Here is a 12,172-nt window from a genome sequence, read left to right as displayed (position 1 = left end):
CCGTGCCCCTGTCCGCGCCGGCGGCCCGTCCCCCATGTCGCGACTGCCGTTTCCCGTGTCGCCCGCGCGCATGGCGTCATGCCGGGGCCCGGAATCCGCTACGGTCAAGGTCGCCGCGTCGGCAAGGGAAGGAAGTCAGAGCACACATGGCCGAGAAGGTCATTCGCGTGGACGACATCGACGGCTCCGAAGGGGACGATGTCGCAAAGCGAGACTTCGAAGTCTTGGGTCGGACGTTCACGATCGACTTGAGCGATGACAACTACAAGCGCCTGAACGGGATGCTGGACGCCCTCGCGCCCTTCATCGGCAACGCCGTCGAGGTGAAGCCCGCCGGGAAGGGCCGCAAGTCGGCACGGGCCGCGAAGATCAAGGGCTACACGAACGGCGATGTCCGCGCCTGGGCATTGCGGGAGGGCAACGAAGTCTCCGAACGTGGCAAGATATCGGATGAGGTCTATGCTGCATTCATCGAGGCCCATCCGGACGCGAAGCCGGACGCATAGCTAGTAGGGAGTCCCCGCATGGCACAGAAGGTCGAAGTCCTTCTCGTGGACGACATCGACGGCGGCGAGGCTGACGAGACCGTCAGCTTTTCGCTCGATGGCACCACTTACGAGATCGACCTGAGCAAGAAGAACGCCGCCAAGCTCCGCGGCGGTCTCGAACCGTTCGTCGCCGGCGCGCGCAAGGCCCGCAAGACGACCGGCCGGGCGGGCCGCACCCGCACGACCAACAGCCGCGAGCGGTCCGCCGAGATTCGCGAGTGGGCGAAGAGCAACGGCATCAAGGTCAATGAGCGCGGCCGTATCCCCGCCAATGTGATCGAGAAGTACGAGGCTGCGCACTAGCACCGGCCGCGGAGTCGGCGGCGTTCCGGCGACGCGCCGGGGGCCGGGGTGGAAATCTCACCCCGGCCCCTTGCGTATGTCCACGCGGGCGAATCGGCGCGAAGGAATTACGCATCACAGAGATCAACCGCTAGGCCCTCCTTAATGGGGCGAATTGGGCGAAGGAGGCAGAGCCGGTTGGCTCGAGCGACGCGCCGGGACCGGGTCCGGTACTGGTTCGACACGACCATGTCCAAGGGCACTCCGGCGCTCATCGGCTGGCTCGCCCTCGCCTCGGCCGCCCTCGTGCTCGTGGTCGCCACCGGCGCCGTCCTGATCGCCCCGCGCGACAGCGGCGCGCACGGGCACTGGCCCGGCATGGTGTGGCGGAGCCTGCTGCGCACGCTCGACCCCGGCACGATGGGCGACGACACCGGCACGGGACCGTTCCTGGCGCTGATGCTCGTCTCCACCATCGGCGGGATCTTCATCGTCAGCTCGCTGATCGGCGTGCTCACCACCGGGCTGGAAGCCAAGATCGGCGAGCTGCGCAAGGGCCGGTCGCGGATCGTCGAGCACGGCCACACCGTCCTGCTCGGCTGGTCGGAGCAGGTCTTCACGGTGGTCGCCGAGCTGGTCGAGGCCAACCAGAGCGAACGCCGGTCCTGCGTGGCGATCCTCGCCGACCGCGACAAGGTCGCGATGGAGGACGCGATCCGGGCCCGGGTCGGCGACCTCGGCCGCACCCGGATCGTGTGCCGCACCGGCAACCCGCTGAAGGTCGCCGACCTGGAGCTGGTCAGCCCCGGCACCGCCCGCTCGATCATGGTGCTGTCGCCGGAGGTCCCCGACGCCGACACCCACGTCATCAAGGTGCTGCTCTCGCTCGGCGCGCGGGCCTGGGACCTGCGGCGGCCGCACGTCGTCGCCGCCGTCCACGACTCGGCCAACCTGCCCGCGGCGCGGCTGGCGGGCGGCCCCGCAGCCCGGGTGATCGACGCCGACGACATCGCGATCCGGCTGATCGTCCAGTCGCACCGGCAGTCCGGGCTGTCGCAGGTCTGCACCGACCTGCTGGACTTCGCCGGCCACGAGTTCTACATGCGCCGCGAGCCCGCCCTGGCGGGCACGGCTTTCGGCGCGGCGCTGTCGGCCTACGACCTCGGCGTCCCGGCGGGGCTGCGGCGCGGCGACGGCACCGTCCTGCTGAACCCGCCGGCCGGCACCGTCATCGCCGACGACGACGAGATGATCGTGCTGGCCGAGGACGACCTGCTGATCCGGCTCGGCGGCACTCCGCCGCCCGTCCGGGAGGAGCAGATCACCATCGCGACGCCCCGGGCGCCGGTGCCCGGACGCACGCTGCTGCTCGGCTGGAACCACCGCGCCCCGAAGATCATCGAGCTGCTGGACGACTTCGTCGCGGCGGGCTCGGAGCTGGTCGTGGCCGCCCCGCGCGAGGACCCGACCGGGGACCTCGGGCCGTTCGCCAACCTCAAGGTCGGCTTCGCCCGCGCCGAGCCCACCGACCGCCCGTCCCTGGAGTCCCTGGACGTGGGCTCCTACCAGCACGTCGTCGTGCTCTCCGACGCCGGCTTCGGCCGCGAGCACGCCGACGCCCGCACGCTGGTGACGCTGCTGCACCTGCGCGACATGGAGGACGCGCTCGGCGACCCGTTCTCGATCGTCAGCGAGATCAACGACGACGCCAACCGGGAGGTCGCGCAGGTCACCAAGGCCGACGACTTCGTGGTCAGCGACAAGCTGATCAGCCTGATGCTCACCCAGCTCAGCGAGAACCGGCACCTGTACGACGTGTTCGCCGACCTGCTCGACCCGGCCGGGTCGGAGATCTACCTCAAGCCCGCCGGCGACTACCTCATCCCGGGCGGCACCGCCGACTTCGCGACGCTGATCGAGTCCGCGCGGCGGCGCGGCGAGATCGCGCTCGGCTACCGGCTGCACGCGCGGTTCCACGAGCCGCCCGGCTACGGCGTGGTCCTCAATCCGGACAAGACCGAACCCCTCGTCCTCGCCGCCGAAGACCGGGTCATCGTCCTCGCGGAGAACTGACCGGGTTTCGGGCCGTCCGCTAATCGCTCATGCGGAAAAAATGATGTGCGAAAACGCACGGTAATCGCGCACAATCGTCACACGGGGTGATCATTGTGGGCGAGCAGATGCTGACACTCGGAGCACGGATAGCGGAGATCGAGGCCCTGTACACCTGCGTCCTGGACGCGGCCGGCACGCCTGCCCGGCGCCGGTTCCTCGCCGAGCTCGCGGAGGCGGGCGCCCGGCTGGCGGACGAGGCCGCGGGCCACACGGGGCGGGCCGTCGCACCTCTGCCCGGCCCGGCCGGGCCGGGCGGCGGCGCCCGGCCTCCCCGGCCGCGTCCCCGGGCGAGGGTGCGGCGCCGCATCGCGCGGACGCAGCGCACCGCCGACTGGATCATCGCGCGCACGGCGCGCCGGGCGGGCTGATCCGGGCGCTCAGCGTTCCGGCTCCGCCGGGACCGTGAGCTCGTGCCCGGCGCGCAGCGCGACGGTGATCCGCTCGCGCAGGGCCGTCTCCGCGCGGCGGGCGTCCTCGGCCATGCCGTGGATCTCGGCGCCGGCCATCGCGTCGCCGACGGTGCTGGCGAGCAGATCCCGGTAGCGGGCGTTCTGCCCGGGCAGGTCCTGCAGCACCTGCGACTCGTGGAAGGCGTCGTCCGCCTCGCCCGCACGGCGCGCGTAGGACTCCAGCGCCTCGATCCGCCGGGTGACGGAGCCGACCGACAGGCTCAGGGCGCGGTCCTGCGGCTCCAGGAGCGCGCGCACCCGGGCCGAGAGCCGTTCGGGCTGCTGGGCGCTGCGCTCGCGGCGCAGCCGGGTGTGCTCGGCGAGCGCGACGGCGATCGACCACTCCTGCCGCGGCAGGACGACCGCGTTGTTGACGTCGTCGAGCAGCCCGGCGGCGTGCGCGCGCGAGCCGAGGACGGCGTCGATCGCCCGCTGCGCGCGCGTGAGCAGCCGCGCGGCGGGACGGTCGAAGTCGGCGGGCAGCAGGTAGGAGCCGTGGTGCTCGCGCGCCGCGCGGGCGGCGGCCGGCTCCCGGACGTACCGGAGCGCGCCGATCGCCCAGCCGGTGAAGCTCGCCGCCGCCAGCGCCAGCGCGGCCTCGGGCTGCCCCAGCAGGATCAGCAGGATCTGCAGCGCGGGGGTGAGCATCATCGCGAGGACGGGCCGCCGGCCCCAGCGCTCCGCGCCGCCCAGCAGTTCGTCCTGGTCGAGGGAGGCCAGGAAGAACAGCCGCAGCCAGCCGCCGGGCAGCACGCCGTAGAAGAAGGCGAACGCCGGGATCCAGACGAGCCTGGCGGCGGCGGTCGCGGCGCTGACGCGGGCGCGGGGCGGCGCGGGCGCGCAGGCCGCGACGAGCCGTCCGGGCTCCCCGGTGAGCAGCGCGCGGTCGGGCGCGGGGATCTCGGGGTCGAGCACCGGACGGGGACGGCTCTCTTCGTTCATCGGCTCTCCCCACCGTGTCAGGGGACCATTCGCCCGCGTCCCCCCGTGCTATCACGCGGGCCCCGGCACTCTCCAGATTGTCACGGGATCCGAACATTCACCGGATGTCATCCGGTGAGTCCATCGTTCCCGGATCCTTTAGCCATGTCCTAAATAACTGCCCAGCGCGTGGGGTCCCGCGGTGGGGTGGCGGCATGAACGTCGCCCTCGCCGTGATCCTCGCCGGAGCCCTGCACGCCGTGTGGAACGCCCTCGCCAAGGGCGCCGCCGATCCCTGGGCGGCGTTCGCGCTCATCGGGCTCGGGCAGACGGCCGCGGTCGCGCCGCTGCTGGTGTCCGGCAGCGCCCCGGACACCGCGGCGTGGCCGTGGCTGGGCGCGTCGTCCGCCGTCCACCTCGTCTACATGGGTCTGCTGCTGAAAGCCTACGAGCTCGGCGACTTCAGCCAGGTCTACCCACTGGCCCGCGGCAGCGCCCCGCTGATCGTGACCCTCGCGGCGGCGGCCGCGCTCGGCGAGCTGCCCTCGCCCGCGCAGGCCACGGGGATCGCCGCGGTCTGCGCGGGGCTCGCCGGGCTGGCCTTCGCCGGGCCGGACGCGCGAGCGCCCCGCGAGCCGAGGGCGGTGGCCGCCGCGCTGCTCACCGGTGCGGCCATCGCGTCCTACACCATGCTGGACGGTGTCGGCGTGCGCGCCGCGGGCGGCGCGGTCTCCTACACCGCGTGGCTGTTCGGCCTGGAAGGGCCGGCCACCGTCGTGGCGGTGCTGGCGCTGCGCGGGACCGGGACGCTCACCGGCCTGCGGCCGCGGGAGTGGGCGGCGGGACTCTCCGGCGCGCTGATCGCGATCAGCGCGTACGGGATCGTCCTGTGGGCGCAGACCCGCGGCGCGCTGGCGTCGGTGGCGGCGCTGCGCGAGACGGGGGTGGTCTGGGCCGCGGTCATCGGCGCGGTGTTCTTCTCCGAGCGCCTCGGGCCGCGCCGGATCGCGGCCGCGTGCGTTGTCGCGGCGGGCGCCGTCCTGATCACCGCGCGCTAGGGGCCGGGACGGGGCGGGCGGTGAAGCCGAGGGCCCGGCGGAGGGCGGCGGCGACGCCCGCCCGCGACGGGCGCGGCAGGATCGCGGCCAGGTGCGCGTCGGGCCGGACGAGCCAGACCTCGCCGGGCCGGAGCCCGAGCGTGGTGGCGAGCCCTCCCCCGGGGTCCAGGTCGGCGGGGCGCAGGACGCGGAGCGGGACACCGGCGGCGGTCTCCGCCAGGCCGGCCGCGAGGTCGCCCGGCACGTCGGCCGCGAGCAGCAGGGTGAAGCCGTCGCGCAGCAGCTCGCGCAGCCGGGTCCGGCCGGGCAGCGGGGCGTCCGGCACGATCACGCCCGGGGCGGGCGGGTGGACGGCGCCCTTGGGCGGGCGCCCGGTGGGCGGCCTCGTCGGCTCGGGCGTGGTCAGCGGCGACGCGGTGTACCAGAACGGCTCCGCGAACCGCCCGGAGTCGATCGCCGTGGCCGCGGCGGGGTCGGCGGCGGCGCGTTCCAGGGCGCGCCGGCGCGCCGTCCAGCCCGGCTCGGACTGCGGGACGAGGAAGCGCATGGTCGCCGACGTCACCTCCAGGTTCTCCAGGGCCGCCGCGCGGCGCTCGGTGTCGTAGCTGTCCAGCAGCTCCGGCGGGGCCCATCCGCGCAGCACGAAGGCGATCTTCCAGGCGGCGTTCTCGGCGTCGGGGACGCCGGAGTTCAGGCCGCGGGCTCCGAACGGCGCGAACTGGTGGGCGCAGTCGCCCGCCAGCAGGACGCGCCCGCGGCGCATCCGGTCGGCCACCCGGGAGTGGAAGGTGTACACCGAGGCCCAGCCCACCTCGTACGGGCGGGGCCCGATGATCTGCCGGATGCGGCGGTCGAGGCCGGGGCCCATCTCGTCGGCGAGGGAGAAGCCCGGCGGCACCTGCCAGTCGATCCGGTACCGGGAGTCCGGGCAGGCGTGGATGAGCACCTGCCGCCCGGGGTTCCAGGGCGGATCGAAGTAGAAGCGGCGCTCGTGCTCGAATCCGGGAAGGTCGGCGTGCAGGTCGACGATGAGGAAACGGTCGTGGAAGCTCTCTCCCGGCAGCCCGATGCCGAGCGACTCGCGGATCCCGGGCCGTCCCCCCGGGCACGCGACCACGTAGGGGGCGCGGACGGACGAGCCGTCCGCGCAGCGCAGGGTGACGCCGTCGGCGTCCTGGTCGAGGCCGGTGACGTCGTGGCCCCAGCGGATCTCGATGAGGTCCTCGGCGGCCGCGCGCTCCTCCAGGATCTCCTCGGTGCGGGACTGGGAGATGTTCACGCACGGGGGCAGCGTCCCGGCGTCGTCGAACCGCCAGGAGAACAGCTCGCGGGTGCGGTAGAAGGTGCGCGCGGTGGTCCAGGCGAGTCCCTCCTCGGCGATGGCGCCCGCCCCGGCCGCGGCCCAGATGTCCAGGACGTCCCGCTGCTGGCAGATCGAGCGCGACCCGATCGCCTCCCGGACCGGCCGCCGCTCCAGCACGACCGAGGGCACCCCCCACCGGGCCAGCAGCAGCGCGGTGGTCAGGCCCACCGGCCCCGCGCCGACCACGGCGACGGGATCGGCCCCGGTCAATCCTGGAGCTCCGCCCAGACCTCGCGGTCCCGGTCGGCCGTCCAGACGCGGGGCCGCTCCACGCCGGACAGCTCGTCCCAGAGGCGGGAGACGTCGAACGGCAGGCAGTGCTCGAAGATCGGCCAGCCGCCGTAGGCGGGGGCGAGGGCGGTGTGCACGGCGGAGAACGCGTCCTTGAGCGTCCCGCCGGCCTCGTGGACGCGGCCGGTCTCGCGGAGCATCGTCTCCAGGAAGTCGCGGGTCTGCTCGACGGCGGCGCGGGCGGCGGCGCGGCCGTGCGCGACGGCGCCGCGCCCGCCGACGAGCGTCTCGGCGCCGAAGGAGGCGACGTGGTCGAGGGTGCCGGAGGCCCACTCGCGGTGGAAGGCGTCGCCGGTGTAGAGCGCCGCCTGCGTCTCGACGAGGTCGCCGGCGAACAGGACCCGCTGCCGGGGCAGCCACGCCACGATGTCGCCCTCGGTGTGGCCGCGGCCGCAGTAGGCGAGGTCCAGGTCGCCGCGGTCGCCGCCGAGGTCGATGGTGAGGGTGCTGGAGAAGGTGACGGTCGGCCAGGTCAGCCCGGGGATGGACTCCGGCTCCTTGAACAGCCGCGGCATCCTCCCGAACTCGGACTCCCAGTCCTGCTTGCCGCGCTCGGCGATGAGCGCGCGCGTGCGGTCGTGCGCGATGACCACCGGTGCCCCGAAGGCGCTCGCGCCCAGCGTCCGCACCGCGTGGTGGTGCGACAGGACGAGGTAGCGGATCGGCTTGTCGGTGTGGGCGCGCAGCACGGCCAGCCAGTCGCGGGCCGCGGCGGGCGTCGCGAGGGCCTCGAAGCAGACGAGGAAGTCCTCGCCCTCGACGGCCCCGACGTTCGGGTCGCCCTCGGCCGTGAGCGCGTACACGCCGTCGGCCAGGACCTCCAGGGTCTGGGTCTTGTCGTCCAGGTCGGCGGACGACGCGAACGGTCTGGGCACCGCTTGCCCCCTCGCACTCGTGGCCGTGCCATGCCACTTCGGCCACGGCCGTTCCCGTGGAGGTTTTCATTCCACATCGAGACGTTCGATAACCGTCGAAGCCGGATCTTCGCGACCGTGGGGGTGCGGTCCGGGGAAGGGGTAGGAAGATCTTGGACAGTGGGCGGGACGGCAGTCACGGAAGGGGAACGGTGTCCGGCAAGACCGGCGGCCGGGGCGGGACGCGCCCCAGTGGGGGACGCGCGTGAACGCCCTTCTCGGACTGCTCGCCGTCCTGGTGCTGACCGCCGCGACCGGGTACTTCGTCGCGCAGGAGTTCGCGTTCGTCACCGCCGACCGCCCGCTGCTCGACCAGCGCGCGGCGGAGGGCGACCGGGCGTCCGCGCGGGCGGTGCGGGTGATGGAGCGGCTGTCGTTCATGCTGTCGGGGGCCCAGCTCGGGATCACCGTCACGGCGCTGGTGGTCGGCTTCATCGCCAAACCCGCGCTCGCCGACCTGATCGCCCCGGCGGCGCGGGCCGCGGGGGTGCCTCCGGCGGCGTCCGGCGGGGTGGCCGTGGCGATCGGTTTCGCGCTGGCCACGATCGTCCAGATGGTCTTGGGCGAGCTGTTCCCCAAGAACCTGGCCTTGGCCAAGCCCGAGCCGCTGGCGCGCGCGCTGGCCGCGTCCACCCTCGTCTACCTGACGGTGGCGTCACCGCTGATCCGGCTGTTCGACGCATCGGCGAACCGGCTCGTCCGGGCGGTCGGCATCGAGCCGGTGGAGGAGCTGCACCACGGCGCGACGCTCGAAGAGCTGGGGCACATCATCGGCGAGTCCGGTGAGCAGTTCCAGGAGGGCCACGCCGACCTCCTGGAACGGGCATTGGTCTTCTCCGAGCGCGACGCCGAGGAGGTCATGGTGCCGCGGGTGGACGTGGTCACCGTCCCGGCGTCCGCATCGGCGGCCGGGCTGACCGAGGTCATCACGGCGAGCGGGCACTCGCGCTACCCGGTCGTCGGCGAGAGCGTGGACGACGTCGTCGGCGTGGTGGGCCTGGAGGACCTAGTCCTGCTGGACCCGGACGAGGCGGCCCGCACTCAGGTCCGCGCGCTCGCCTCGCCGCCGCTGCTGGTGCCCTCCAGCCTGCCGCTGCCGGACCTCGTCGCCCGGCTGCGCGGCGCGGACGCGCCGCTGGCCTGCGTCGTCGACGAGTACGGCGGCTTCGCCGGCATCGTCACCTGGGAGGACGTCGCCGAGGAGCTGGTCGGGGAGATCGCCGACGAGCACGACGCCGAGGAGGACCTGGCGGTCCGGCGCGGCGAGTGGTGGACGACGGACGCGGGGCTCCGGGTCGACGAGGTCGCCCATGAGACCGGCATCGCGCTGCCGGAGGGCGACTACGAGACGGTCGCGGGCCTGCTGCACGAGCGGCTCGGCCGGGTCGCGCGGCCTGGCGACGTCGTCACCGTCGAGCTGCCCCCCGGCGGGATCGGCGACCCGCCCCGCGCCGCCGTGGTGGAGGTGCTGACGATCCACCGGCACGTCCCGGAGCTGATCCGCGTCCGCACCGTCCGGGAAGGGGGCCCGGGCCGGTGAACCTCACGCTGGGCGCACCGCTCACGCTGGCGCTGCTGGCCGGCAACGGCTTCTTCGTCGCGGCGGAGTTCGCGCTGGTGGCGGCCAAGCGGCCGCGGCTGGAGCGGGCCGCCGCGCGGGGCAGCCGGGCGGCGGCCGCCGCGGTGGCCGGCATCGGCGAGCTGCCGCTGACCCTCGCGGGGGCGCAGCTCGGCATCACGATGTGCTCGCTCGGCCTCGGCCTGGTCTCCGAGCCGGTGTTCGCCGGGACGCTGACCCCGCCGCTGCACGCCGCGGGGCTGCCCGGGGGCGCCGCGCACGCCGCCGCGTTCGTGCTCGCCCTGGCGGTGGTCACGTTCCTGCACATGGTGGTCGGCGAGATGGCCCCGAAGTCGTGGGCCATCGCGGGCCCGGAGCGGTCGGCGACCGTGCTGGCGCCGCCGTTCCGCGCGTACACCGCGCTCGTCCGCCCCGTCCTGGCGGTGCTGAACGGCGCCACGAACCTGATGCTGCGCGCGCTCCGCGTCGACCCGGACGCCTCGCGGGACGTCTCGCGGACCCCCGAGCAGCTGCGCAGCATCGCGGTGGAGTCGCGGCGGCTCGGGCTGATCGAGGAGAGCGATCTGTCGCTGCTCACCACCGCCCTCGACGCGCCGCGCGCGCCGCTGTCGGAGCTGCTGATCCCGGTCTCGCGGATCGTGTCGGTGCCTCCTGCGGCGACGCCCCAGGAGGTCCTCGACACCACCGCCCGCACCGGCCGCACCCGGATCATGCTGCGCGGCGTCTCGGCGCCCGTGCAGGCGCGGATGGTGCACGTCCGCGACGCCTACGTCGCACGCGCCCGGGGGCGGGAGACGCCGGCCCGGGAACTGGCGCACCCGGTGCCCGCGATCCCCGTCGGCACCCCGGTGGGAGAGGCGGTCGCCGTGCTGCGCGACCACCACAGCAGGCTCGGGCTCGCGGTGACCCCCGACGGCCGGATCGCCGGCCTGGTCAGCCTGGACGACCTGCTCACGACCTTGCTCACACCGTCCTGAGCCCACCTGGACCGTCAACGTCGGTTGACATGCTCCATCTGTCAACCTACATTGACACCATGAGCGATGGAGTGACGCTCGCCAAGGAGGCGGGCAGCAGGGACCCCGCGGTCGGGCTGCGGGCGGTGCGCGCCCTGCGCGAGCTGGCCGAGCGGCTGGAGGCGCTGCAGGTCGCCAGCGCCCGCGAGAAGGGCTGGTCCTGGCAGCAGATCGCGGAATGCCTCGGTGTCAGCCGGCAGGCCGTCCACAAGAAGCACGGCGGCGGACGCCGCCTTCTGAAGAAGGAGCGGTAGGAGGATGTTCGAGCGTTTCACCGACAGCGCGCGGCAGGCCGTCAAGGGTGCTCAGGGTCAGGCGCGCGCCCTGGGGCACCACCACATCGGCCCAGAGCATCTGCTGCTCGCCCTCCTGGAAGGCGACGGGCCCACGGGCCGTGAGCTGCGGCGGCACGGCCTGGAGACCGAGGACCTGAAGGCCCGGCTCACCCGCATGAGCGCCGATCCCCTCGACCCGGACGCGCTGCGCACCATCGGCATCGATCTGGAGGCCGTGCGGCAGGCGACGGAGGAGACGTTCGGCGAGGGGGCCCTCGACGTTCCCGCCGGGCGGTCCCGCCCCTCCCCCGGCGGCCATGTCCCGTTCTCCCCGCAGGCGAAGAAGTCCCTTGAGCTGGGCCTCCGTCACGCGCTGCGGCTCAAGCAGAAGCACATCGCCGCCGGGCACGTGCTGCTCGGCGTCCTGCACGACGACGGGTCCCTCGCGGCACGGCTGGTGACCGACGCGGGCGCCGACGCCGACGCCCTGCGCGCGGGCGTCACCCGCCTCCTGACCTCCGAGGCGGCCTGACCTGGGGGAAGGTCACCGGCCGAACGTGCCCATGAGGACGGCGGCGCAGGCGCCCCTGCGCCCCGGATCGTAGGGGAAGCGCCTGAAGCACTCCGCGGCGACCCACGGTGGCGTCCGCTGCTTGGCGGGCGCCTTGGGGGCCTTGTGCGCCCGGGGACGAGGCGCGGGGCGCGGCCGGGGGGCGCGCGCGGAGCGCGGACGCGGCGCGGCGGCGCCGGATCCGGAACGCCCACCCGGACCCCCCGTCGGCTTCGCCGTGGACGGGCCGCCCGCCGGGGGCCGCCCCCCGCCGGGCGAGGACGCCGCCGGAGCGGACCCGGCCGTCCCGGACGGCGCATACGGCGGCGAGGACGCGGCCGCAGGCGGTGACGGAACGGACGGCGGCGGAACGGACGGGACCGTTGGGACCGCGTCCGGCGTCACCCGGTGGGGCGGGGCCGGGCGGAGCAGGCCGTAGCCGGCGGTCAGCACGACACCGGCCGCCAGCACGACCGCGAGCACGACGGCCGGGAGCGGCGAGCCGGCCCGGTACGGGCGGCGGCGCGGCGGGGCGGGCGCGGCGCGCGTGTAGCCCGCCGGCGGGAAGTCGCGAGATTGACGCACAGGACGATGGTCACGCCCCGCGCCCGTCCAGACACGGAGAATCGCCGCGACCGTTGCGTCCTCGATACAGAATCACGGTCCGAATTAGCCCTTAACCAGGCTAAATACCTCGATCTAACATCAGCCCATCACACTTCCTTCCTGACATCTTGGTCAGCTTATGGCAAAGGTCCTTGACCCAATCGGTAAACGGACGCACCATCTTCACGGCGCGCCTCATCCCGCT

At 74.0% G+C, this 12,172-nt stretch carries 13 protein-coding genes; 9 read left to right on the top strand and 4 right to left on the bottom strand.

The window, feature by feature from the left end:
* Positions 1 to 146: 146 nt before the first annotated feature.
* From AGRA3207_RS35330 to AGRA3207_RS35315, 4 genes are all read left to right on the top strand, one after another.
* Positions 147 to 506 (top strand): histone-like nucleoid-structuring protein Lsr2, encoded by a 360-nt coding sequence (locus AGRA3207_RS35330; RefSeq protein WP_231331602.1) that lies wholly within the window; start codon positions 147 to 149, stop codon positions 504 to 506.
* 18 nt (positions 507 to 524) lie between these two features.
* Entirely contained in the window at positions 525 to 851 is a 327-nt protein-coding gene (locus AGRA3207_RS35325) for a histone-like nucleoid-structuring protein Lsr2 (RefSeq protein ID WP_231331600.1), read from the top strand.
* Between the two features lie 177 nt (positions 852 to 1,028).
* Entirely contained in the window at positions 1,029 to 2,903 is a 1,875-nt protein-coding gene (locus AGRA3207_RS35320; protein ID WP_231331598.1) for a CASTOR/POLLUX-related putative ion channel, read from the top strand.
* Positions 2,904 to 2,989: 86 nt separating this feature from the next.
* The gene (locus AGRA3207_RS35315) at positions 2,990 to 3,313 is read left to right on the top strand and encodes a hypothetical protein (protein ID WP_231331596.1); all 324 of its coding nucleotides are present in this window, start codon (positions 2,990 to 2,992) and stop codon (positions 3,311 to 3,313) included.
* 9 nt (positions 3,314 to 3,322) lie between these two features.
* On the opposite strand, the gene AGRA3207_RS35310 is transcribed toward AGRA3207_RS35315, so the two are convergent.
* Entirely contained in the window at positions 3,323 to 4,336 is a 1,014-nt protein-coding gene (locus tag AGRA3207_RS35310; RefSeq protein ID WP_231331595.1) for a hypothetical protein, read from the bottom strand.
* Between the two features lie 194 nt (positions 4,337 to 4,530).
* Here AGRA3207_RS35310 and AGRA3207_RS35305 point away from each other — a divergent pair, with 194 nt between their 5' ends.
* Positions 4,531 to 5,373, top strand: coding sequence for an EamA family transporter (locus AGRA3207_RS35305; RefSeq protein ID WP_231331594.1), 843 nt, complete (start codon positions 4,531 to 4,533; stop codon positions 5,371 to 5,373).
* Here the strand turns inward: AGRA3207_RS35305 and AGRA3207_RS35300 are convergent.
* Both AGRA3207_RS35300 and AGRA3207_RS35295 read right to left on the bottom strand, forming a co-directional pair.
* Positions 5,360 to 6,946: an FAD-dependent monooxygenase gene (locus tag AGRA3207_RS35300; RefSeq protein ID WP_231331593.1), complete on the bottom strand. Its 1,587-nt coding sequence runs from the start codon at positions 6,944 to 6,946 to the stop codon at positions 5,360 to 5,362. The two genes, AGRA3207_RS35305 and AGRA3207_RS35300, sit on opposite strands and share 14 nt — an antisense overlap.
* Positions 6,943 to 7,902 carry an MBL fold metallo-hydrolase gene (locus tag AGRA3207_RS35295; protein ID WP_231331592.1) on the bottom strand — a complete coding sequence of 320 codons (960 nt, stop codon included), beginning with the start codon at positions 7,900 to 7,902 and terminating at the stop codon, positions 6,943 to 6,945. The genes AGRA3207_RS35300 and AGRA3207_RS35295 overlap by 4 nt, the downstream gene beginning before the upstream one ends.
* Positions 7,903 to 8,146: 244 nt before the next feature.
* Between AGRA3207_RS35295 and AGRA3207_RS35290 the strand changes: the two genes are divergently transcribed.
* From AGRA3207_RS35290 to AGRA3207_RS35275, 4 genes are read left to right on the top strand one after another with little or no spacing between them, the layout of a single operon-like run.
* Complete coding sequence (locus AGRA3207_RS35290; protein WP_231331591.1) at positions 8,147 to 9,481, top strand: hemolysin family protein; 1,335 nt, start codon at positions 8,147 to 8,149, stop codon at positions 9,479 to 9,481.
* Positions 9,478 to 10,497, top strand: a complete 1,020-nt coding sequence (locus AGRA3207_RS35285) for a CNNM domain-containing protein (RefSeq protein WP_231331590.1) — start codon at positions 9,478 to 9,480, stop codon at positions 10,495 to 10,497. The genes AGRA3207_RS35290 and AGRA3207_RS35285 overlap by 4 nt, the downstream gene beginning before the upstream one ends.
* A 59-nt stretch (positions 10,498 to 10,556) precedes the next feature.
* Entirely contained in the window at positions 10,557 to 10,790 is a 234-nt protein-coding gene (locus AGRA3207_RS35280) for a helix-turn-helix domain-containing protein (RefSeq protein WP_231331588.1), read from the top strand.
* Positions 10,791 to 10,794: 4 nt separating this feature from the next.
* Positions 10,795 to 11,343 (top strand): Clp protease N-terminal domain-containing protein, encoded by a 549-nt coding sequence (locus tag AGRA3207_RS35275; RefSeq protein WP_231331587.1) that lies wholly within the window; start codon positions 10,795 to 10,797, stop codon positions 11,341 to 11,343.
* Between the two features lie 12 nt (positions 11,344 to 11,355).
* Here AGRA3207_RS35275 and AGRA3207_RS35270 read toward each other — a convergent pair whose 3' ends face one another.
* The gene (locus AGRA3207_RS35270) at positions 11,356 to 11,946 is read right to left on the bottom strand and encodes a hypothetical protein (protein ID WP_231331586.1); all 591 of its coding nucleotides are present in this window, start codon (positions 11,944 to 11,946) and stop codon (positions 11,356 to 11,358) included.
* Positions 11,947 to 12,172 lie beyond the last annotated feature (226 nt).

It is taken from the genome of Actinomadura graeca (assembly GCF_019175365.1).
Classification (GTDB): domain Bacteria; phylum Actinomycetota; class Actinomycetes; order Streptosporangiales; family Streptosporangiaceae; genus Spirillospora; species Spirillospora graeca.
Note: the sequence above shows the minus strand (reverse complement) of the source record. Positions and strands in the feature narration are given on the sequence as shown.